At 38.3% G+C, this 21,511-nt stretch carries 21 protein-coding genes; 4 read left to right on the top strand and 17 right to left on the bottom strand.

Going from position 1 to position 21,511, the window contains the following annotated elements:
- Positions 1-107: 107 nt before the first annotated feature.
- The 3 genes from AC6CHJ_RS02215 to AC6CHJ_RS02205 form a co-directional block, all read right to left on the bottom strand.
- The gene (locus AC6CHJ_RS02215; RefSeq protein ID WP_498288501.1) at positions 108-1,562 is read right to left on the bottom strand and encodes a methyl-accepting chemotaxis protein; all 1,455 of its coding nucleotides are present in this window, start codon (positions 1,560-1,562) and stop codon (positions 108-110) included.
- A gap of 199 nt (positions 1,563-1,761) precedes the next feature.
- Complete coding sequence (locus tag AC6CHJ_RS02210; RefSeq protein ID WP_147194883.1) at positions 1,762-2,412, bottom strand: C40 family peptidase; 651 nt, start codon at positions 2,410-2,412, stop codon at positions 1,762-1,764.
- A 369-nt stretch (positions 2,413-2,781) separates the two neighbouring features.
- Positions 2,782-3,039: a hypothetical protein gene (locus tag AC6CHJ_RS02205; protein WP_147194886.1), complete on the bottom strand. Its 258-nt coding sequence runs from the start codon at positions 3,037-3,039 to the stop codon at positions 2,782-2,784.
- A 160-nt stretch (positions 3,040-3,199) separates the two neighbouring features.
- Between AC6CHJ_RS02205 and AC6CHJ_RS02200 the strand changes: the two genes are divergently transcribed.
- Entirely contained in the window at positions 3,200-3,829 is a 630-nt protein-coding gene (locus AC6CHJ_RS02200) for a LysE family transporter (protein WP_066784462.1), read from the top strand.
- 52 nt (positions 3,830-3,881) lie between these two features.
- Positions 3,882-5,138, top strand: coding sequence for an MFS transporter (locus tag AC6CHJ_RS02195; protein ID WP_498287154.1), 1,257 nt, complete (start codon positions 3,882-3,884; stop codon positions 5,136-5,138).
- Positions 5,139-5,179: 41 nt separating this feature from the next.
- On the opposite strand, the gene AC6CHJ_RS02190 is transcribed toward AC6CHJ_RS02195, so the two are convergent.
- From AC6CHJ_RS02190 to AC6CHJ_RS02180, 3 genes are all read right to left on the bottom strand, one after another.
- Positions 5,180-5,446, bottom strand: a complete 267-nt coding sequence (locus AC6CHJ_RS02190; RefSeq protein WP_371859438.1) for a YqhV family protein — start codon at positions 5,444-5,446, stop codon at positions 5,180-5,182.
- A gap of 118 nt (positions 5,447-5,564) precedes the next feature.
- Positions 5,565-5,840, bottom strand: coding sequence for a hypothetical protein (locus AC6CHJ_RS02185; protein ID WP_147194895.1), 276 nt, complete (start codon positions 5,838-5,840; stop codon positions 5,565-5,567).
- A gap of 29 nt (positions 5,841-5,869) precedes the next feature.
- Positions 5,870-6,109, bottom strand: a complete 240-nt coding sequence (locus AC6CHJ_RS02180) for a hypothetical protein (protein WP_150283637.1) — start codon at positions 6,107-6,109, stop codon at positions 5,870-5,872.
- Between the two features lie 149 nt (positions 6,110-6,258).
- Here AC6CHJ_RS02180 and AC6CHJ_RS02175 point away from each other — a divergent pair, with 149 nt between their 5' ends.
- The gene (locus AC6CHJ_RS02175; RefSeq protein WP_249775458.1) at positions 6,259-6,633 is read left to right on the top strand and encodes a hypothetical protein; all 375 of its coding nucleotides are present in this window, start codon (positions 6,259-6,261) and stop codon (positions 6,631-6,633) included.
- A 104-nt stretch (positions 6,634-6,737) separates the two neighbouring features.
- Positions 6,738-7,562, top strand: a complete 825-nt coding sequence (locus AC6CHJ_RS02170; RefSeq protein WP_249775457.1) for a hypothetical protein — start codon at positions 6,738-6,740, stop codon at positions 7,560-7,562.
- Positions 7,563-7,605: 43 nt separating this feature from the next.
- On the opposite strand, the gene AC6CHJ_RS02165 is transcribed toward AC6CHJ_RS02170, so the two are convergent.
- The 11 genes from AC6CHJ_RS02165 to AC6CHJ_RS02115 form a co-directional block, all read right to left on the bottom strand.
- The gene (locus tag AC6CHJ_RS02165) at positions 7,606-9,033 is read right to left on the bottom strand and encodes an aldehyde dehydrogenase family protein (RefSeq protein WP_498287153.1); all 1,428 of its coding nucleotides are present in this window, start codon (positions 9,031-9,033) and stop codon (positions 7,606-7,608) included.
- Between the two features lie 269 nt (positions 9,034-9,302).
- The gene (locus AC6CHJ_RS02160) at positions 9,303-10,712 is read right to left on the bottom strand and encodes an efflux RND transporter periplasmic adaptor subunit (protein ID WP_498287152.1); all 1,410 of its coding nucleotides are present in this window, start codon (positions 10,710-10,712) and stop codon (positions 9,303-9,305) included.
- A 15-nt stretch (positions 10,713-10,727) separates the two neighbouring features.
- The gene (locus tag AC6CHJ_RS02155; protein WP_498287151.1) at positions 10,728-11,390 is read right to left on the bottom strand and encodes a hypothetical protein; all 663 of its coding nucleotides are present in this window, start codon (positions 11,388-11,390) and stop codon (positions 10,728-10,730) included.
- Between the two features lie 153 nt (positions 11,391-11,543).
- A complete protein-coding gene (locus AC6CHJ_RS02150; protein WP_498287150.1) occupies positions 11,544-12,542 on the bottom strand; it encodes a nuclease-related domain-containing protein in 999 nt (332 codons plus the stop codon).
- Between the two features lie 1,079 nt (positions 12,543-13,621).
- Complete coding sequence (gene rbsB / locus AC6CHJ_RS02145) at positions 13,622-14,542, bottom strand: ribose ABC transporter substrate-binding protein RbsB (protein ID WP_498287149.1); 921 nt, start codon at positions 14,540-14,542, stop codon at positions 13,622-13,624.
- 11 nt (positions 14,543-14,553) lie between these two features.
- On the bottom strand, positions 14,554-15,510 hold the full coding sequence (gene rbsC, locus AC6CHJ_RS02140; protein ID WP_221297946.1) for a ribose ABC transporter permease: 957 nt from the start codon (positions 15,508-15,510) through the stop codon (positions 14,554-14,556).
- Complete coding sequence (locus AC6CHJ_RS02135; RefSeq protein ID WP_498287148.1) at positions 15,476-16,972, bottom strand: sugar ABC transporter ATP-binding protein; 1,497 nt, start codon at positions 16,970-16,972, stop codon at positions 15,476-15,478. The genes rbsC and AC6CHJ_RS02135 overlap by 35 nt, the downstream gene beginning before the upstream one ends.
- A 17-nt stretch (positions 16,973-16,989) precedes the next feature.
- Positions 16,990-17,379 (bottom strand): D-ribose pyranase, encoded by a 390-nt coding sequence (gene rbsD / locus AC6CHJ_RS02130; protein WP_249775451.1) that lies wholly within the window; start codon positions 17,377-17,379, stop codon positions 16,990-16,992.
- 5 nt (positions 17,380-17,384) lie between these two features.
- Positions 17,385-18,260, bottom strand: a complete 876-nt coding sequence (gene rbsK / locus AC6CHJ_RS02125) for a ribokinase (protein ID WP_498287147.1) — start codon at positions 18,258-18,260, stop codon at positions 17,385-17,387.
- A gap of 11 nt (positions 18,261-18,271) precedes the next feature.
- Positions 18,272-19,246: a LacI family DNA-binding transcriptional regulator gene (locus AC6CHJ_RS02120; protein WP_498287146.1), complete on the bottom strand. Its 975-nt coding sequence runs from the start codon at positions 19,244-19,246 to the stop codon at positions 18,272-18,274.
- Between the two features lie 225 nt (positions 19,247-19,471).
- Entirely contained in the window at positions 19,472-21,511 is a 2,040-nt protein-coding gene (locus AC6CHJ_RS02115; protein WP_498287145.1) for a cellulose biosynthesis cyclic di-GMP-binding regulatory protein BcsB, read from the bottom strand.

Genomic DNA, 21,511 nt, shown 5'->3' with positions numbered 1-21,511 from the left:
ACTAAGGCAATTGGGCCTTTATACTAATAGATTAACAATGGGTAAAGCGTATCGGAAAAGAACATTTCTTTGACCAACAAAAAAACCAGCATTCGCTGGTTTTTCATCTATAGTTGTGTTGCTGCCTCGTATGTTTCCACGAGATTATGGGCCGTTTTTTTCTGGTCATCTGCTAGCATACTTAGTGTAGCATTGAGCTCTTCTAATGAAGCAGTGCTTCCCTCAATAATTGTTGCAAATTCATTTGTATTCGCTTCAATAGTGCCTGTCTTGTCCTCAACACTTTTAATTTCACTTGCTACTACTATCATTTGCTGATTCAGGTTTTGCATAGCAGTATATAAATGATTAAACGCATTTACTGACTTTTCTACAGTTTCCACTTGTTGCTCGACACGTTTCGCCCCTACTTGTAATTGGCTTAAAGTACTTTCATTGTATGTGTTAACATTACTTAGATTTTCATCAATTTTCACTAATGTATCTGCAGTAGTGGAGGCCAATTTACGGATTTCTTCGGCTACAACAGCGAAGCCCTTCCCATATTCACCGGCACGCGCGGCTTCAATAGAAGCATTGAGGGCCAACAGATTAGTTTGTTCTGTAATCCCTTTAATCGCAACTGTGAATGTATTGGTTTCTTGTATTTTAGAAGTCAGCGTTTCAACGGATTGAGAAAGTTGTTGGAAAAATCCAGAGAAATTATCGATTTCATCCTTCATTTCTTTCATATTTTTCGCACCCTGTGTTGCTTGTTGACCAGCTTCCTCTGTTTCATTTTTAGCGCCTTCTACCGAGCGTCCAATATCGAGTACCGTTTTGTGCATATATTGGATATCTTGTGCAATATCGTTGATCCGATAATTCTGCTGTTCTGCTCCAGCACTTACCTCACTCACTGCCCCTAGCATCTCTTGATATGAAGTAGTGGTGTTTTCAAAAGTATTTTTAATATCGTTTAAATTAGAAGTTATTGTACCGACTGTTGTATTCAGCTGATTCGAAGTATCTTTTTCCTTTTCTGCCTGCTCATGTACTGTGCGTAAGTAGCCCAACGCTTGGTCGAGCACTCTACCATTTTGCAAAATTTGTAGATACAATCCAATAATCATTAATAAATAAACTAATACGACATTGGCCAATTGACTATGTATATCTTCATCTTGAAAATTGATATAGTTCATATAAATTGTCATAAGGCCGAGGATTACTCCGGTAAAGTAAATCTTTCGATTAGAATGAATACTTGCCACTATAATTAAGAAAAAGCTTAAAGCAATAGTACCTAGTGTTGATTCACCTTGGCCAAAAATCAAAGTCATACTAATTAGAAATATCATGGCAACAACAAAGTATGGGAAAGCAATTTTTAGCGCATTAATTTTTTTCTGTGCAAAATAAGCGATTATAAAAAGTAAAAAAGATATTCCCAAACTAATCCTTACCAAATTTGTTGATGACAATATAAGCTGCGCAATTGTGCCTAACCCAGAGCAAATAAAGACCATTAAAAATAGGTAAAAGTTTTTCTTTTGAAGGTCTTCCCATTTCAGTTCATCCATCGTCAAATTTCTCACTTCCTCAGCGATTAAGTAAAAATTCCTGTTATCTTAAAAGATAATTAGGCCTTTTTTCATCATTATTATAACAGCGTGAGATTCAACTTTTCAATGTAAAATGAAAAAAATTACAGACCTTACCCTTAATTATGTCAAAAAAACCATTTAGCTTTTCAACTAAATGGTTTTGGTTTATATCAAATTATAAATGTCTGTAACCAGCAAAGTGTTTTTTCCAGTAAGATTCATTCACAGAGCTAACTTGAACCTTTGTACCGCTTGCACTAACAAACTTGCTGTTGCCCATATAAATACCGATATGTGAAATTCCTGATTTATATGTATTTTTAAAGAAAACTAAATCGCCAATACGAGGTGATTTGGTTGCAGATGAACGTGCATAAAAACCTTGGGCATTTGTGCGCGATACAGAGTATCCTGCTTTTTTATATGCATAGTAAATAAGTCCGCTACAATCAAAACCGCTTTTTGACGAGCCGCCAAAAACGTATTTTATCCCCTGTTGCTTAAGAGCAATTGCTAGAGCTTTGGAAGCTTTAGACGAGGATGAAACGCCTGCAACACTTTTGCTGACTTTTTTCGTAGCTTTCTTTTTAGCTTTTGTTTTTTTCACTTTTAATTTTTGGCCTACATATATTTTTGTAGACTTCATATGATTTAATTTCATAATTGTTTTGTATGAAATATGATATTTGCTTCCTATTTTAGAAAGAGTGTCGCCTGATTTTACTTTGTATGTAACTGTAGCTGCTGATGCGGTTGTTTCTTCTCCCACGGTTGTAAATAGCAGTGCCGAACTTAGTGCGATTGCTGTTAGTAATGGTTTTCTCATTTAATATTCTCCCTTAGTTGAATCAATCTCATAAGTCTTTTTAATAGCATATAGACGAACAGTAATCTGTTCTCCAGACAGAACTTTCAGCGATATTAGCTTACTCTCTATATTGCTTCATTTCGCTAGGCTTCCAGCTCGATCGCATCCCTTAGAAGATGCCGTATCCGTAATACTATCAATACTCTTTTTTTAGTGAAATTTTATTATGAAATTAACTCAGTTATTATCTTTATTAGTTATATTTATTTTTTGTAGTTATTTATTGAACATGTTCATTATAAGGGGTGAATATGACAAGAATGTGATAAGGAGAACAAATTTATATTACAAAAAGGCTCGCATCTTATTTAAGAAGCGAGCCACTCTCTATGAATAAAAATGATTTCCGTCGATCATTTCTTTCGCTTTTTTTGATTTGTCTATTCTATGATACTCTGAAATTTGGATAACTCGTACATGCCCCGTAAAGAGTTCATGATAAATACCTCTAGAATCTGTAAAGTGGATGTATTGATCTCTTTCACTTTGGATTAATGCTTCTGCTTCTGCTTGCGACTCAACAAAAATAAAACGTCGCACATAATGTTCTTGGTCAAAAAAGTAAGTCACTTTAAATTCCTTCATCAACAAACCTCCTTTTTTCTCTTATGTGTAAGCATATCCATCCTAGGCCATACTAAAACTTTAATCGCTCGGTTCCTCCTCAGAAATTTTTTCACTATTAGTCGTAATGGTTGTCTCCGCTGAATAGGATGTAAGACACCACAAAACGGAGGAAACCACAATGCACTCTTTTTTCCCTTATTTCTTTTTAGGCATATCTTTGGCCGCGCCGATTGGACCAGTTAAGGCAACACTGCTAAACCTTGGGATAAAAAATGGTTTTTTTCATGCCTGGTTTTTTAGCCTTGGCGCCATCGCAACTGACATGTTGTATATGTTATTGGTTTACTTTGGTATTGGGCATTTTATTGAATTTCAAGTCGTCAAAACCATTCTTTGGTCTTTTGGCTGCTTCGTCTTATTGTATACAGGGATTGAAAACTTATTAACCCTCCATAAAGTTAAACTTAATACCAACTTTAAAAAGGTCACAAGATTAAGACATTCATTTTTATCTGGTTTCTTCATCGCCCTTTTAAATCCTTTGACCATCCTTTTTTGGCTTGGCATTTATGGTTCTGTATTAGTAGGCGGTTCTGGGAAACTTGAGAAATGGGAAATTATTTTATATAGCTTAGTGATATTGCTTGGCATTGTATTGGTAGACCTTTTTATGTCAAGTATTTCAAGTGGCTCTCGAAAAGTCCTTTCTACGAAGTTTTTAAATGGCATCTCAATCGTTTCCTCTTTGTCTATGATTGGCTTTGGTATTCACTTTGGCTACCAAGCATATCAAGCCCTGTTTGCATAAAAAAGTACAATACGGAAAACCTACCTCTAACAAATAAAATTGAGGTGTTTTCATGGGGAATACGGAAAAAGATGATGTGAAGGTAGGTTTTTGGGCGATATTCAGCTTAGCTTCCATCCCTCTAGTCATGACGCTCGGCAATTCGATGTTAATTCCTGTATTGCCGATTTTAGAAAAGAAAGTTGATATTTCTTCCTTCCAATCAAGTATGATTATTACCAGCTACTCTATTGCAGCCATTCTGTTTATCCCAGTAGCTGGTTATTTATCGGATCGATTTGGACGAAAAATCGTTATTTTGCCATGTTTAATTTTAGCTCTGATCGGCGGATTAATATCAGCCATCGCCTCATGGAAGCTGGATAGCCCCTACACCATGATTATTATTGGACGAGTCCTTCAAGGTATAGGCGCAGCGGGGGCCATGCCTATCGTTATTCCTCTTGTTGGAGATCTTTTTAATGGCGATGAAGAAAAGGCTACATCCAGCCTTGGCATTATTGAAACATCTAATACATTCGGTAAAGTGCTAAGTCCTATATTGGGTTCCATTTTTGCTGCTTTTCTGTGGTTTTTACCCTTCTTCTCGATTTCTTTCTTCAGTTTAATTTCCATCATTTTAATATTCTTCTTCATTAAAGTCCCCAAGGAAAAGGACGAGCCTGTCGCCTTCAAAGAATTTGTATCCAACGTTAAAGAAACATTTTCAAGAGAAGGTAAGTGGCTGTCTGTTGTCTTTTTAAGCGGTATATATGTCATGCTTGTGCTATTTGGCATGTTGTTTTTCCTGTCTGAGGTTCTGGAAAGCACTCATGATATCAAAGGTGTGAAAAAAGGATTTATCTTGGCCATTCCGTTATTGATGCTGTGTATCGCCTCCTTTATTACGGGTAAAAAAGCAAAGGGCGAAATTAAAGCATTGAAAAAGCTGATTTTGTTTTCACTAATCATCACCTCTGCGAGTATTGCTTTTATTGGTTTTTTAGAGGATCATTTAGTTTTCCTTTTGATCGTTGTAAGTATTGCCAGCATTGCTCTAGGCTGCTTACTGCCTGTACTAGATGCCATTATTACTCAAAATATTAAAAAGGAAGAACGCGGTACAGTTACCTCCTTTTACAGTGCTGCTCGCTTTATTGGCGTTGCTGCTGGCCCACCAGTCATGTCGCTTGTAATGAAAAACTATTTGAATCATAGTTATATCACCGCTAGCATATTAGGATTGATCTTAGTATGGCTTGTCGTTAAATTGATTAAAGCGGAGGAGATTGGTTCAAAAAATAAAAACTTGGAACCAAAGACAGAATAAAAAAGGACCAGATTCTCTTGAATCGGTCCTTCTTTTATCATTCATTTGGCATTCATACTGATAAGAATTAGCGTAACGCCAGCAAATAGGCAGATCATGCGCGTCATAGAAATCTTATCTGCTAGCCCAAACATGGCAACGGCCGTAGTAATAATCAGTACAGTAGGTCCCACTAACGCTAGCATTGTATTGATATAAAACGCCTTCTCTAGATTGTTGAACCTAAACATAAATAATGCGGCCATAATTTCAAGACTTCCTGAAAACAGGCGCATCACAACCATAATTAATACGGATTTATCTATAATTCATCATCCAATCTTCCATTTCGTTTCTATATTTCACTATATGTCTGATGTGGACAATTTATATTTACTTTTTAAAAAGCATATGAAAAAGCCTCCGTTAATGTTCGGAGGCTTTAACCTATCTGTTGCTGTACTTTTCATCTAACATGTCAAAAATTTCTTTATAGCTAGGACCAGAAGCGGCATTTAACCTTTTGACTTCCTCAATATCCGTTCCAGTCCATGTATACTTTTTTGGCGTTTCTGGGTCAATCATATTGCCATTCGATTGTGTATCTGTCCATTCATGATTTGCTACTATTTCTTTTATTTCATTGTAAGATGGTCCAGACATCGCATTTTGCCTTTTTACTTCCTCAATGTCTGTGCCCACTTCAGTATATTTTTTATTCATCTGTTGTCTCTCCTTTCATTTTTGTTTATTCACACATCTGTGGATTGAGGTTGATCAGGTTCTCCTTTAGCTTGATGTTGACTAACACCACCGGATGAAAATAAAGGGGGTTTCTCATAATCGACTGGATGACTATAGGCAGATGTCATCGTTCCGCCATACTGTCCTACAATCGTTTTGATTGCATCACTTGTGGCTTCAACCTGCGAATTTTGATCGTATACTTTCTTAAAATCCAATGATTTTTTTGAATGATTGTCTAAACTCAAAAGATCACCTCCTATTTTTTTAGGTTTCTTCAAAAAGTGCAATTTATCCGGTTTTAGAGAGCTGTCGATTTCTATCCTGTTGATTGATTAAATTTGTATAATTTTGTCCATAATGATCCTAACGATTGTTTATAAAGGTGGAATTATGTATGTTGAAAAAACTAATCAGTATAGCACTTATTTGCGCCATATCTTTTGGAGCAGGCATTTATTATACATTGAATACATCATCAACTAAGTTTCTAGATTGGAACAAAAATAGTGTTGAATTATTTGCCGCTGCCCCAGCCACACTTTCTTCTGTATTCGATGACGTCAAACTTGTGTTATCCACATCAATGAATTTTATTGATAATCAATTAGACAATCTCTTCCATGAAGATAAGGAGAAAGAGACAAAACTGATAAAGTATATAGAAAAAAATCATGATAATCCTATAAAACCTGTGGATGACTCTCAAAAAATTGATGTCGACAATGAAGAAATCGATCCAATGCCTGCAGATGGCGGAATGGGTATATAAAAAAAGCTCCTATTGTTTGGCTACAAACAGAAGGAGCTTTTTTGTGAATAAATCAAACTTCTAACCGATAATTAAACTATAATTTATCAAAAAGGAGTTCAATCATGATGAAAAATCTGAGATTATTACTACTTTTAGTAGTTGCTCTTTTAGCTATGCAAGTATCAGCTACAGCCAAATCTAATCCAGTTCATACATTACAGCTAAGTAAGCAATTAAAAGCGAAGACACTTTTTTATCCCTACAGAGACCCAGCAGGTGTAACGGGCTCAAAATCAAAGGGATTACAAGGCATCACAGTCGATGAGCATCAACAATATTATCTCACCTACTCAACAGGTGATAAAACGCGGTACGGGTATATTTATAAATATAGCTCTAAAGGGAAACTGATGAAAAAAAGTGAACGTCTCACGATTGGACATGGCCAAGCTATTGCCTATAAAGATGGCTACTTATATCAATTAGCAGATATACGCGGACAAAGCCGGTATACATTGCAAAAAATCAATGTAAAAACATTTAAAGTGGAACGCAAATGGCTGGTTCCGTCGACAATCCATCCCAATGTTATTGCTATGTTGGATAAAAATACAGCAGTTGGCGTTTCTAAATCCGGCAATGGTTATGACCTCAACAAGATTCATTTAGGAAAAGGAAAAGAAGCTGATCGTGATTGGCGAGAAAAGGTACACATTAATGGTCTTGTCGGAACAACCCCAGGTAAGGAAGTACAAGGCTTTGCATATGGAAAGGGGAAATATTATATCCTTTCAAATGGCGAATATATGATAGTGAATCCTGATGGAAGCCAAAGCCAGAAACTACGGTTGAACACCGATAGAGAACCTGAAGGTATCAGTATTACGAATAGCGGAAGAATTGTGATGGGCTTTAATAAATTGAATGAAATATTTATTGAGATGTAAAAAAACATCCAAGTTCTATTATGGAACTTGGATGTTTTTTATATTATGATGGCATACCGATAATCGATTTAACTTCTAAGTATTCTTCGATTCCGTATGCGCCCCATTCTCGGCCGATACCTGATTGCTTATAGCCGCCAAATGGAGCAGCAAAATCAGCTGGTACTTGGTTTATCGTGATGCGGCCTGCTCTGATAGAAGAAGCCACTTTTATTAATGTGTCTTTATCTTCACCGACAACATAACCTGCTAATCCAAAAATCGTATCGTTCGCAATCTCAATGGCTTCATCAAGAGTTTCATAGGTTAGGATAGACATCACTGGACCAAAGATCTCCTCTTGAGCTATAGTCATATCAATTTTCACATTCACGAAAACAGTTGGCTTTACATAATAGCCTTTGTCTAATCCTTCAGGTTTGCCCGTACCACCGACAACAAGTGTGGCACCTTCAGATTGCCCTTTTTTAATATAATCCTGTACTCGATTATATTGTTTTTCAGATACGAGTGGCCCTAAGTATGTGTTGCGGTCATACGGATCTCCAACTGGGAATTCTGGAAGAACCTCTTTAACTGCCTCAATGAACTCATCTTTCATTGATTGTGGAATTAACGTACGGGTCGCAGCTGCACAGACTTGGCCTGAGTTGGATAGAATATTGCCAACTGCAATTTTTGCAGCTTTTTTCACATCATAATCATCAAGAACAATGAGAGGAGATTTCCCACCAAGTTCTAATGCCACTTTTTTTATCGTTTTTGCGCCATTTTCAGTAATTTTTTGGCCGACAGCCCCTGAACCTGTAAATGAAACAAAGTCGATATCAGGGTGAGAGCTAATGCCATTTCCGACAACTTCACCTGTACCGTTTACAAGGTTAAATACTCCTTTTGGTACATTTGCTGCTTCAAAGATTTCTGCCAATATAATTGCAGCAAAAGGTGTTAGCTCAGAAGGTTTTAAAACAACTGTACTTCCTGCCGCAAAGGCACTTGCAAGCTTTGTAGAAGTTTGGTTAGTTGGAAAATTCCAAGGTGTGATCAGCCCAGACACCCCGATCGCCTCTTTTGTAATAAGAGTGGAGCCTCTTTTTTCAGTGAACTCTAAAGCTTCAAGCTCTTTAGCTGCTTGTCTAAAGTGAGAAAGCCCCATATTGTAGTGTACTTTTTCACTCATTTTTATCGGAGCACCAAGTTCTTGTGTGATTGTTTCTATAATATCGTCTTTGCGTTTTTCATATTCATCCGCAATTCGGTTCAGTAAATCAATGCGTTCTTGCTTTGAAGTTTGTGAAAAAGAAGGGAAAGCCTCCCGTGCAGCAGCAACAGCTTTATCTAGGTCTTCCTCTGTCCCACTGCTGATTTGGCCAATTACTTCCTCCGTTGCAGGATTAATGACATCAATTGTTTCGCTTCCTGTAGATGCAATCCATTCGCCATTAATAAAATGCTCTAATCGAGATTTCATATTTATCGCTCCTTTTTCAAATAATAAAGGGGAAATGAGATGTTTCACTACCACCATTTATTCCCTTTCTTCGAATATAGCATAAATAAGATAGATCTATAAAGGATGAGGTCCTGCATAGCAAATAGTATCCATATTTGTCTTATGATCTTCTCGTTTATTTAAAAGGAAAAGCCATTATACGACAAAATAGTCACCTAGCATCAATCGACAAAAGATGCATAAACAAAAAAACTGTAGACGAGGTTTGACTCGCCTACAGTTTACTATTATTCAAAAAGACCGATAAGGATATATTTTGCCTTTTGAATAGAAGGCAACGCTTTGATATCCTTTTTATTCAAATTCTCTGATTTACTTGGTGTAATAAACGGAGATGGATCAGAAACTTTGACGTTTTGTTCATTTGTTACGATCGTATCCTTTGTTAGAATGCCTTCGATAACCTGATTTTTTTTCTTATAAGATACACCTATTTGAATCGGTTGTTTTCGGACCATGCCATTTTTCGTCATTTGGTATACATAATACTTTTTATTTTCTTTTTCAATAGACTTTGATGCAATCACAGGCACTTGAAGAGCTTCAGCTAATGTTACCTGCATATCCATTTTTGTACCAAGTAACAACGGTTTTTCTTTTTCAGTTACCGTCGACGCCTCGTTATTTAGGTTTACCTTTGATTGTTTGTCTGAATTTTTCGCAGCATCCGTGTTGCCACTTATTTCTGTGGTATTTTCTTCAGCTTCACTTGTGATTCCTGTTGGCTCATCAGTTGGTGTATCCTCTATTGTACTGTTGTCACTTTCTTTTCCTAATTTAACCAAAAAAGAATACATAGGTTCTTTTTTTGCTGTTTTATAGTCAGGAATAGCGATAACTTGCGATACTTCACCTGTATAATACTGATCCAACAGTGGTGAATACAATTTAACCGCTTGCCCTTCTTGAACTTCGTGCACCCGCGTTGCAGGCAAGTTACCCTTTACCGCTGAACTAGCAGAGGCAATTGTAATCATAGGATCCTGCAGTTCTGGGTTAATATTTGTTACTTGCCCATCAACTGGACTCACTACATTTAAATCTTGTAATTGCTCATCAATCCTAGATAGTTTCGCATCGTTTTCAGTTAGAGTTGCTTCTAGCTTGCTCTTTTCCGTTTGAGCTGCGGCTATTTTTTGTTGTACATTGCTATCAATAATTGGAGAGGTATCTATATTTACATCTACTTTTACTTTTTTGTTTTCTGTTTCGGTTTTTGCTGTATCCACTGGAGCTTGTTGTTTAATTTGCTGCAATTCTGTAATTTCATTTTCCACACTGCTCATCTCGCTTTGCAGCCGTTCTTTCCGGTCTTCTAATACTGCTTTTTTATCCTCCAATTTTTGCGCATCATACACAAATAACGGGGTTCCAGCAGTCACCGTTTCGCCCTCTTTTACAAGGATTTTATCTAATGAACCCTTGCGTTTATCAAAATATACATGCGTTTCAGACTCTGGCTCTGTCACACCTTTTGTATAAAATAATTTTTTTACATTATCTTTTTCTACTCTTGTCCAGTCTCGAACATTAATTGTTCTTTCAGCTTTGCTATTTTCTTTTAAAAGAAGATACACATTGCATAGAACAAACACAATGGCCAATACGGCAATAATCGACTTGCTCCACTTCTTCAATTTTTCCAATCTCCTTTAGAAAAAGAATTCTATCTTCATATAAGATATGAAACCTGCAAAGATCCAATAAATCACATATAGTATCACATTTAGTACGAATAGCGTTTGCTTACGTCCTTCAATTAACTTCGTTAGATAGAAATATGATAAGAAGAACATCGCTAACCGGAATAAAGTGAGTTCACTTAAAAAGTCTATAGCAATCACATTCGAAGTGATATATTGTGCGATGACGCCAAATGAAAAAACATTTGATGCAGACCCAATATTTAGCCCCAAAAATAATGGAATAAGGAGGAGTTTCTCAATAAGGAAAAGTCCCAATACATTCATTTGCATAATCATCATTTTGCGGAACTGTCCATTGGCAAAAGCCACATAATATAAGCTGCTTAAATACAAGAAGATGGTTGGAATGATAAGGGCTTGCAGCAGCTTTCCTATTAAGAAAAGTTGCTTTCTCGCTTCAAAGGCGGAATCTGTGAGCGTTGGTAGTTCCTTCGAGATGGATTCACTCCCAATGCCAAGCGAGCTACCCACCATGTAGATTAAAATACTTGCCAGATATAATAAAATAATAGAAAGACGATAACGTTTATAATGCTCTGCTTCCGCTAACATTTCTCTATAAACAGCGGGCGTAAAAATCCCTCTAAACGGGTTTATCCTCAGTATCATATTTTTTTCTCCTTTAATCGCATCCTTCTTCAAGATTCATAGAATGAAAATGAAGAAAGCCCTGTACGAGAGTCTCAAACAGAGCAAGAAAATCTGCGAATATACTGCACATTCTTTCTTTTATTTTAGATAGGAATGTAAAAGATTGCAACTTTATTTGGGGGATTTTTCAAGTAATTTGTTGAAAAGAGGCTGATTATATCGATAGATGTATTTTCTCGACCGGGTATTCCCGTTTTGTAGGAGACTTGTCCTACTAATTAATCTTGTAATCGATTTTTGTGAACAATCTTGAAGGTATTTTTTACATTCCTCGTGAGTGATAGAAGATTTGAAAAGTAAAAACCAATCGAGCAATGCATTTTCTGTTGCCTGTGGTATTGTTTGTTCACATAGATTACAAAGCCACGTCCTCTGGGTTTGGCGTATACCTTTACCGCCGCATTGACACATGATACCAGTTTGCAAATGACTAAGGGGGATATGGTATTTTTCTGAAAGAGGAAAATGGTTATACGGATGCTGCTCTTCTTTCAATTTAGATATGATGGCATATAATTGTTGGGCAGAGATGAAGTGGGGTTGTTGTTCTAAGGATTGAAGATATAAAGGGATTTCTCTTAGACCGAGCAGTTTCTCTTGCGTTGGGGGCGTCTCGAGTAACACATGCTCGTTTGGCAAAATGATTGCCTTGTGGATGGGAAGGTCCAGGTTAAAATGTTGTTTTAGCCAATAATTTAAACTATCCCCAGCTCTCTTCACTTGCATCTGTGGGCATGGGTAGCTAAAAACTTTTCCATTTAAATTTTGATGTAGCGAATAAGGATTTTCATTAAACTTTAGATGACCTTTTAAGTTCTTAACTTCCAAAATACATATAAAACTACGCGTTATGATGAGTGTATCAATCTCTATTTGCCTATTCTGCGATACTCTTAACTCTACATTCGGCAAAATATAGTGAATGTTGGAAAAGTGTGTCTCTAATATGGCCCGATCAACTCTCTTTTCACCGCTAAATCCAATCTTGATATTCTCAAAATCTCGAACAATTTCAGCTCGTTTCGAAGAATGTTGACTGAGGCGAATCAATAACCGTCGATATGCAGTAAAGAGTAATGATTTTGTTCTACCTTCTATAATGTTTATCATCTCCTAACTTATTCATTATATTACCACTCCTTAAATATACTTCAAGTTATTTTAAAAGTAGTTTGATAATGGTGATATTTATGAATTGGTTACACTTGGCTTTTAGGTTGACTTTATTAGGGGCACTCGAGGACTTATTCGGGTCACTCACCTTGATTCCGGTCACTCGTAGGGTCATTCGGGTCACTCACTCCCTTTTTAAGGACACTCGCTCTGATTGAGGTCACTCATAGACTCATTCGGGTCACTCACTCCCTTTTTAAGGACACTCGCTCTGATTGAGGTCACTCATAGGCTCATTCGGGTCACTCACTCCCTTTTTGAGGTCACTCGTCCACTTATTCGGGACACTCGGGAGCCTATTCGGGACACTCGCCCTGATTGAGGTCACTCATAGGCTCATTCGGGTCACTCATTCCCTTTTTAAGGACACTCGTCCACTTATTTTGGTCACTTTGTAGACTCATTGGGATCACTCACCTTGATTCCGGTCACTCATGTTCTTATTCGGGTCACTTACTCCCTTTTTAAGGACACTCGTCCACTTATTCCGGACACTCGGGAGCCTATTTGGGACACTCGCCCTGATTGAGGTCACTCGTAGACTCATTCGGATCACTCACTCCCTTTTTGAGGACACTCGTCCACTTATTCGGGACACTCGGAAGCCTATTTGGGACACTCGGAAGCCTATTTGGGACACTCGCCCTGATTGAGGCCACTCATAGTCTCATTCGGGTCACTCACTCCCTTTTTGAGGTCACTCGTCCACTTATTCGAGACACTCGGGAGCCTATTTGGTACACTCGCTCTGATTGTGGTCACTCATAGTCTCATTCGGGTCACTCACTCCCTTTTTGAGGTCACTCGTCCACTTATTCGGGACACTCGCCCTGATTGAGGTCACTCATAGGCTCATTTGGGTCACTCACTCCCTTTTTGAGGTCACTCGCGAGCCTATTTGGGACACTCATAGTCTCATTCCGGCCACTCGCTTGCCTCTTTCTTACACTTATCCTAATTCCCCCTCCCAATAAAAAAATCACACTTCAAATGAAGTGTGATTTTCTACGCTACTCTTATTTCTTAATTAGTTCTAAGTCGACTGGAATATTTTTCTCTACTTTTTCACCTTTTAGGGATTTAACAGCTGTTTCTACAGCAATTTCGCCAATTTCTGTTGGTTGTTGTGCGATTGTTGCTGCTAACTTGCCTGATTTTACAGCTTTTACAGCATCATCAGTAGCGTCAAAGCCGACTACTTTGATTTTTTTGCCGGAAGCTTCAATTGCTTCTAGTGCGCCTAAAGCCATTTCATCATTATGAGCGAATACACCTTTAATATCTGGGTTAGATTGAAGGATATTTTCCATAACTGTTAGACCTTCAGAGCGGTTAAAGTTAGCTGTTTGTTTTTTGACTACATCTAAGCCTTTATCTGCTACTTTATGGAAGCCTTCTCCTCTATCGCGAGCTGCTGATGAACCTGCTACACCTTCAAGCTCAGCTACTTTCGCTCCATCGCCAATCAATGATTTCAAATAGTCGCCTGCCATTTCTCCACCTTCAACGTTATCGGAAGCGATATGAGCTACAACTTTACCGCCGTCTGATGAACGGTCAACTGTGATAACTGGAATTTTTGCATCGTTTGCTGATTCGACTGCAGATGCTACTGCTTCTGAGTCAGTTGGATTGATGATGATCAGGTCTACATCTTGTTGAATTAAATCTTCTACGTCCGAAGCTTGTTTCGATGCATTATCTTGTGCATCTACTACTGTTAAATTTACATGTTCTTTCTTCGCTTCTTTTTTCGCGCCATCTGATAATGTAACGAAGAATGGGTTATTTAGAGTTGAGACAGACAAACCGATTTTCATATCGTCATTTGATTTTTTCGAGTCTTTTGAAGCTGAATCATCACCATTTGGTGACATAGAGCAAGCTCCTAGTAATAATGATGCTGATAACGCTAGAGTCCATGATAATTTTTTCATTTTTATCTCTCCTATGCTGTTTTTTTACGATCAAGTAGTACTGCGATTAGAATGACAATCCCCTTCACGACTTGTTGGAAGAAGGATGAAACGCCAATTAAGTTTAAGCCATTATTTAATACGCCGATAATTAGTGCACCGACTAATGTGCCGAAGATCCAGCCACGTCCGCCTGTTAAAGAAGTACCGCCTAATACAACTGCCGCAATGGCATCTAATTCATAAGATTGGCCTGCTGTCGGCTGTGCTGAATTTAAACGAGAAGTAAGAATTAAAGCAGACAATGCAGCAAGCATACCTGTTAGTGCATATACCGCGATGGTGATGCGGTCTACATTAATGCCAGACAAACGGGAAGCTTCCTCGTTACCGCCAATTGCGTACACTCTGCGGCCGAATGTTGTTTGTTTTAAAATAAAGTAAAGAACAATGAAAGCCACGATCATAGTCACTACTGGCACAGGGATTCCAAATAAATACCCTTTCCCGAATAGTTGGAATGCCTGTGAATCACCTAGACCTGAGACCGGTTTACCATCTGTATAAACAAGTGTTAGACCTCGGAAAATAGTCATAGTGGCAAGTGTTGCGATAAATGGTGCTACTTTACCTTTTGCGATAATAACCCCATTGATAGCTCCAAGCAATGCACCTAATAGTAAACCAATAAGCATAGCTAAAAGTGGATTCATACCACCTGCAAGTAAGCCTGCACTAATAGCTCCTGTCAGCGCTAATGTCGAGCCGACCGATAAATCGATTCCGCCTGTTAAAATGACAAACGTCATCCCAAATGCGATTAAGGCACTGATGGATACTTGACGCAGAACATTAAAAATATTTGTAGCTGTTAAAAAACTAGGGCTCATAAATGAAATAATAATGATGATTAAAAGAAGTCCTAGCAATGGTCCGAGTTTTTGAATTAAATCTTTAGATTTGGACAACTTTGTCACCTCCAGTGGCATAATACATAATTTTTTCTTGCGTCATATTTTCCTTTGTTACTTCTCCTGTAACTTTTCCTTCATGCATAACGAGCACGCGATCTGCCATGCCGATTACTTCTGGTAGTTCAGAGGAAATCATTAAGATTGCGACACCTTGCTCAGCAAGGTTATTAATAATTTGATAGATTTCTTTTTTAGCCCCAATATCGACTCCGCGTGTCGGCTCATCCAGGATCAAGATTTTCGGTTCATCGCCTAACCATTTAGCAATGACCACTTTTTGCTGGTTCCCACCACTCAAAGACTTGGCTGTTTGCATTGGGCCTGATGTACGAACCCCCAGCTTTTTGATTAAATCGCTTACAAAACTCTTTTCTTTTGCTCGATTGATGATACCCATGTTTGAAGCTTTGTCTAGGTTGGTCAGCAACACATTGTCTTTTATTGAGAAATCAACGACTAAACCTTCCGATTTGCGGTCCTCTGTCACATATCCAATGCCATGTTTTTTAGCGTGAAGCGGATTCGTGATTTTTACTTTCTTGCCGTCAATGAAGATTTCTCCTTTTGCCATTTTGCGATATCCGAAGATGGCCTGTGCTACCTCTGTACGCCCAGCTCCCATTAATCCTGCGATGGCAAGGACTTCACCCTTACGTAGCTTGAAATTAATATCCTCACAATAACCATCTCTGGTAAGACCCTTCACCTCAAGCTTGACGTCGCCTATTTCAGCATGGCGTTCTGGAAAACGTTCACCTAGCTCACGTCCAACCATCATTTTGACAATCTCATCGAAAGTAGTTTCTTTAATCACTCGAACACCGACATATTGTCCATCACGTAGGATCGTAATACGATTGCAAATCGCAAAGATTTCTTCCATACGATGTGAAATATAAACAAATGAAACGCCTTGTTCTTGTAGCTTGTGAATGGTCTTAAATAGTGTTTGAATTTCACGATCTGTTAAAGCTGCCGTCGGTTCATCCATAATAATGACCTTTGCCTTCGTTTCAATTGCTTTAGCAATTTCAATAATCTGCTGTTTCCCAACAGAAAGTTGTCCAGCTGGCGTTTTGACATCTATATCGAGCCCTAATTGGCTTAAAATACGTGAAGCTTCTTTGTTCATTTCTTTCGTTTTTAAAATGCCTGTTCTGCCAAGGGTCTGCTCATTCCCTAAAAATAGGTTTTCTGCAACCGATAAATCTGGCAAAATATTAAGCTCTTGATGGATGACGGCGATGCCTAGTGCTTCTGCTTCTTTGGGAGATTTAAAGTCGACTTCTTGTCCATTCACTTTGATTACGCCTGCATCCCGTTCATAAATGCCTGTCAAAATTTTCATTAGCGTTGATTTACCTGCTCCGTTTTCACCCATCAACGCATGGATTTCTCCGTCCTCGAGAGAAAAATTGACGCCTTTTAACACGACATTACCGTTAAAGGCTTTATCAATGCCTGTCATTTCAATCATTTTGTAACACCGCCCTTTTAAAAAATCACACCTGATTGCAAAAGTATATTAGCGTATGGTGTTGCCTCTCCTGTGCGGATAATAACTTTGGCATCCACCGATTTTTGTTTTAATTGTTCATGGCTGACCTTTTCTATTGGACATGGAAAAGGTGTTAGCTGACTATAAAGCTCCGCATTTTCTGCGTCCATTTCTGTTGCTATCCAAGCTTTTTCTGCTTTGAAATCACCAAGCACAGTTTCGAGTATGTCTATGAAACTAGGTTTTCCCATTTTATAGGCAAGGTCAATGCATGTGACTCCGTCCGGAATGGGCAGACCGCAATCAGCAATCATGATGGTATCTGTATGACCGATCTTTGCGAAAATACCTGCCAGCTCCCGATTTAAAATTCCTTGTTTTTTCAAACTGCTCATCCTTTCAAGCGGGCTTCCACCATTTGAAGTGTTGGCATGCCGCCTTGCGCTCCGAATTTCTCTACAGATAAGGATGCTGCAATGTTCGCAAATCGTACTGCTTCTTTTAACGGCTGTCCTGATGTTATGGCGTATGCAAGTGCACCATTGAATGTATCGCCGGCTCCTGTTGTATCTACCGCTTTTGTTTTAAAGCCTTCAATGAATACATGTTCTTTGCCGTTATAATAGCGAGCTCCAGCTGCACCCAAAGTGACGATTAATTGGTTTGGATACTTCTCAAGAGCTTCTTCTATTTCACTATGAAAGATCTCTTCGCACTCTGTTTCATTTGGAGTTAAGTAAGCAATGCTACTCATCCATTCTTCCTTAAAGTTTTTCGCAGGTGCTGGATTTAGTAGAACAGGAATGTCTGCTTCTTTACAAACACGAAGTGCATAATCAACGGTTTCTTGCGGAATCTCCAATTGCATGATGACTAGTTCACTGCGCTCGATTAATTCTCTCGCTTCGTCAATTTCAGCTTCTGTTACAAGTCCATTTGCACCGGGCACAACGATAATCCGGTTGTCATTTTCATATAAAAGGATATTGGCAATGCCCGTTGCTGTTTCTTGAGCAGTGGCAACAAAACGTGTGTGAATGCCTTCTGTTGATAAATTTGCTGTGAGTTCTTGGCCAAATCCGTCTTGTCCTACAGCGCCTACCATATGAATGTCTCCACCAAGTCTCGCTGCTGCGACCGCTTGATTTGCGCCTTTTCCGCCAGGCACTGTTTCAAAACGATTGCCTAGCACGGTTTCTCCTTGTTTAGGAAAAATCGTTGTATCTACTACTAAGTCCATATTGATACTGCCAATGACTGTAATCATTTGACCCCTCCTTATTTTGTCGAGCGCCGAATGACTAACTCTGTCGGCAATTCGATGAGATGATTATCTATAGGTTCTTCTTTAATTTTCTTTAACAATAATTCTGTCGCTACTTTACCAAGATGATAAATATCTTGAGCAACTGTGGTTAGTTCTGGTGTGACAAGCGCTCCAAGGCTAATTCCATCAAACCCTACAATTTGGATATCATCTGGAATTTTTCTACCCAGCGATTGCGCTGCTTTCATAGCACCAATCGCAGAAGCATCACTTGCTGCGAACACTCCATCAATTGTTGGAAAAGCACTGAGTATGTTGAAAGCTTTTTGTTCAGCTTCTGTAAATTCAAATGGCGATGTGATGGTTTCGACTTGAATATCCTGCGCATTATTGACTACTTCCAGAAAACCCTTCATCCGATCTTCGGCTACTCCGATTCCTTGAGGCCCTCTTATGCAAAGAATATGTTTGCATCCTTGGTCAAGTAAATAGTTGGTCGCCGTTTTAGCGCCTTCTACATTGTTTGTCGTAACAGTCGGTATGGTAGGATCTAATCGCCTGTCGAGCGCAACTATCGGCAATTTGATATGGCGGTAATATTCCGCTTCCGTATAATTAGTCGTTACAATCAGCCCTGCTGCATAATTTTGCTGCAATGATTGTATATAATGCTTTTCTTTCTCCTGTTGTTCAGAAGAGTTGCAAAGGACAACCGTATAGCCATTCGAAAAAGCTGTTTCCTCTACGGCTTTCGCCAATTCCGGGAAGAAAGGATTAGTAATATCAGGAACAAGCAATCCTATAATATTTGTCTTTTTTGTACTGAGTGAACGTGCCATCTGATTTGGTTTATATCCCAATTCTTGAATTGATTTCTTGAGTACATTTTTTGTTTCCTCACTTACATAGCCCTTGTCATTTAAATAACGCGAAACGGTCGCAACCGAAACGCCTGCGTGTTTACCCACATCCCTAATTGTTACCATTAATTTCTCCTTATTGAACGTGTAACCGGTTACATATGTAATCGTTTACACATAATATACTTAAAAACTTTAATTATGTCAACATAATAATTAATTTATGTCATACTAAATATAAATTTCTCCCGTAAATCTTGATTAGTATGTCACTTTAACAGTATTCAAAGAATGGTTGATCCTTAATTCTCCTAAAAAAACCCTTTTCTTATAGAAAAGGGTTTAAATCGTTTATTTTTCAATGTTGGTCGTATTCTTTTTCTTTCTCCGTATGGCCATGTAAAGAATAAGAGCAATAGCCGCGATGAGAATAACAAAACCTACTATATAAGGTACAGCTTGTTTCTTTGTATCGTTTTTGGAGACATTATTTGTTTCAGTAACTTTTTTAGTAGAAACAATAAAGCGACCGTCTTTTGTTTCAACTGCTGCTGATTTGTTAGCGTTTGAGTTTTTCAACTGACGATAAAAATCATCATCCTGGAGAGATTGCTCGCGGTTTCCAAGCACGAGCAACGGTTCGCTAGACTGCCAGAAATTTTGTGTGATGTAAGCAGTTAATGCGACTGCCTGCGGTAAGAAGCCTTCTTCCATCATTTTTTCATCTGATAATGGGAGTTGGTCTCTTTTATCTTTTAATAAATTAAAATTGTTCGCTTCCCCTGTAAAGATTAGCGCATATTTTTGCAGTTCGGCCTGCGAAACCTCTTTTTCTGTTTTTAATTTAATAGGCGGAAGCTCACCGTTAATAAATAATGTTTTGTATAGAGCGAGCATTTGACTATCGCTCACTTGTCTTTGATTAGGCATGATGATCAGTGTTTGATGATCAAAAGCATTGGGATAATCACGCAATGAAAATACCGTATTGTTTGCTTTTTCAGCAAGATTCAACGTGCTGTCTCCATCAATATACAACTCAAAACGTTCACCTGTATGCTCACATGGATCTTCTAATTGGAATCCAGTGACCTCGAATCTCAAATCAACGAGCGAATGCTTGTTTAATAAATTCGTTTGAATGGGTACATTCGCTTCATATATACCTGATTGTGTTTTCTTTAGTTTGCTAAGATCAATGGAATGAGGAACATCATTGACATAAAGGATTAGCTCTGTTTTCCGGCCATTCTCTTCATCTTTTACAGGCATGGTTGCTGATTTTTTCAAATACAAATGAAGGTTTGCTTGATTGTCTTCTTCCATGCGAGGCAATGAAACATAATAATCTTTTGATGTTGTGTTACCGCCAGATAAGGTTTCACTCTTAAAGCCTAATTCGTTGAGTTTTATATGAGTGCCGTCCTTCTTCTTTGACTGCGGCAATTGGTCTACCGTCATCTGTTGCCCCGACAGTTGCTTTGTTAAATCTTCTTTTAATAAAAGATCAATTCTTTGTTCAATGGTACTGCTGTTGTCTGCAGTTACAAAAAGTACAGGAACCTCATTCTTGTTGCCTTGATTGTGCAATATTCCGCTTTTGAGGGAGATTCCATCTTTGTAGCTGACATTTGCCTTAGACATAATGCGTTGTATTTCCGTTGTTTTAAACTCATCTTTAGCTCCGACAAAAATCACTGGACCTTTTACTGTGCGAAGATGAGTTTCTCGTGATACTGTAGCCTCGCTGTCCTCCTCTTCTGATAAAAATGCCGCTAGCTGATAAGCGCTATTTAAAGTAGCTGTTGATGGATTGTCTGGTAATACTATCTGGGTGTTCCCTGTTTTAAAAGTAGATGGATAATCGCTTAATGCTATTTCTTTTTTTTCTTTTGCAAACGAAGAGATGGATGAAAGTACATCAATCTTCAGCCAGTTACCTTGATCACCCGGCGCAACACATACGCCTTCTTTTACCACTCCATAAAAACTCGCTGTTATCGTATGATCTCCTTTTGTTAAAGCTCTTTTTGGTAAATCAATCGTCACGCTATTGTTTGTTTTCTTGCCTGCAAGAGAAATTGACTTAACGGGTAGTCCATCCACTTTCACTGTAAACGATGAAGGGGATTTTAGTAATTCCGAATGCTCCAAGTGAAAAGTAGCACTATGCTTTTTATTTCTTTCACTTTCTTCTAGTGAATAATAAAAGTCAGTGGAAGATGATGGCCCCTGCAATTCGATTACTTTATTGGTAAGCGGTTTTTCTTCGTTACTTGTGCCTTCTATTGTAATAGGGTGCTTCACCGTAATGTTCGTTGCTGCCTTTCCAGGCAAAGAAAATAGAAACAGGCTGAAGAACAATGCTGCAAGATATATAAAGTTTCTCAT

The organism is Rummeliibacillus sp. GQ308 (genome assembly GCF_059759115.1).
Note: the sequence above shows the minus strand (reverse complement) of the source record. Positions and strands in the feature narration are given on the sequence as shown.

What these genes read in the sequence shown, in the direction of transcription:
- AC6CHJ_RS02215 (WP_498288501.1), bottom strand. Translation starts at nt 1,562, where the DNA reads ATGGATGAACTGAAATGGGAAGACCTTCAAAAGAAAAACTTTTACCTA.
- AC6CHJ_RS02150 (WP_498287150.1), bottom strand. Translation starts at nt 12,542, where the DNA reads ATGATAAACATTATAGAAGGTAGAACAAAATCATTACTCTTTACTGCA.
- AC6CHJ_RS02210 (WP_147194883.1), bottom strand. Translation starts at nt 2,412, where the DNA reads ATGAGAAAACCATTACTAACAGCAATCGCACTAAGTTCGGCACTGCTA.
- AC6CHJ_RS02195 (WP_498287154.1), top strand. Translation starts at nt 3,882, where the DNA reads ATGGGGAATACGGAAAAAGATGATGTGAAGGTAGGTTTTTGGGCGATA.
- rbsC (WP_221297946.1), bottom strand. Translation starts at nt 15,510, where the DNA reads ATGCCACTGGAGGTGACAAAGTTGTCCAAATCTAAAGATTTAATTCAA.
- AC6CHJ_RS02200 (WP_066784462.1), top strand. Translation starts at nt 3,200, where the DNA reads ATGCACTCTTTTTTCCCTTATTTCTTTTTAGGCATATCTTTGGCCGCG.
- AC6CHJ_RS02155 (WP_498287151.1), bottom strand. Translation starts at nt 11,390, where the DNA reads ATGATACTGAGGATAAACCCGTTTAGAGGGATTTTTACGCCCGCTGTT.
- AC6CHJ_RS02170 (WP_249775457.1), top strand. Translation starts at nt 6,738, where the DNA reads ATGATGAAAAATCTGAGATTATTACTACTTTTAGTAGTTGCTCTTTTA.
- AC6CHJ_RS02175 (WP_249775458.1), top strand. Translation starts at nt 6,259, where the DNA reads ATGTTGAAAAAACTAATCAGTATAGCACTTATTTGCGCCATATCTTTT.
- AC6CHJ_RS02115 (WP_498287145.1), bottom strand. Translation starts at nt 21,511, where the DNA reads ATGAGAAACTTTATATATCTTGCAGCATTGTTCTTCAGCCTGTTTCTA.
- AC6CHJ_RS02120 (WP_498287146.1), bottom strand. Translation starts at nt 19,246, where the DNA reads ATGGTAACAATTAGGGATGTGGGTAAACACGCAGGCGTTTCGGTTGCG.
- AC6CHJ_RS02185 (WP_147194895.1), bottom strand. Translation starts at nt 5,840, where the DNA reads ATGAATAAAAAATATACTGAAGTGGGCACAGACATTGAGGAAGTAAAA.
- AC6CHJ_RS02205 (WP_147194886.1), bottom strand. Translation starts at nt 3,039, where the DNA reads ATGAAGGAATTTAAAGTGACTTACTTTTTTGACCAAGAACATTATGTG.
- rbsK (WP_498287147.1), bottom strand. Translation starts at nt 18,260, where the DNA reads ATGATTACAGTCATTGGCAGTATCAATATGGACTTAGTAGTAGATACA.
- rbsB (WP_498287149.1), bottom strand. Translation starts at nt 14,542, where the DNA reads ATGAAAAAATTATCATGGACTCTAGCGTTATCAGCATCATTATTACTA.
- AC6CHJ_RS02165 (WP_498287153.1), bottom strand. Translation starts at nt 9,033, where the DNA reads ATGAAATCTCGATTAGAGCATTTTATTAATGGCGAATGGATTGCATCT.
- AC6CHJ_RS02135 (WP_498287148.1), bottom strand. Translation starts at nt 16,972, where the DNA reads ATGATTGAAATGACAGGCATTGATAAAGCCTTTAACGGTAATGTCGTG.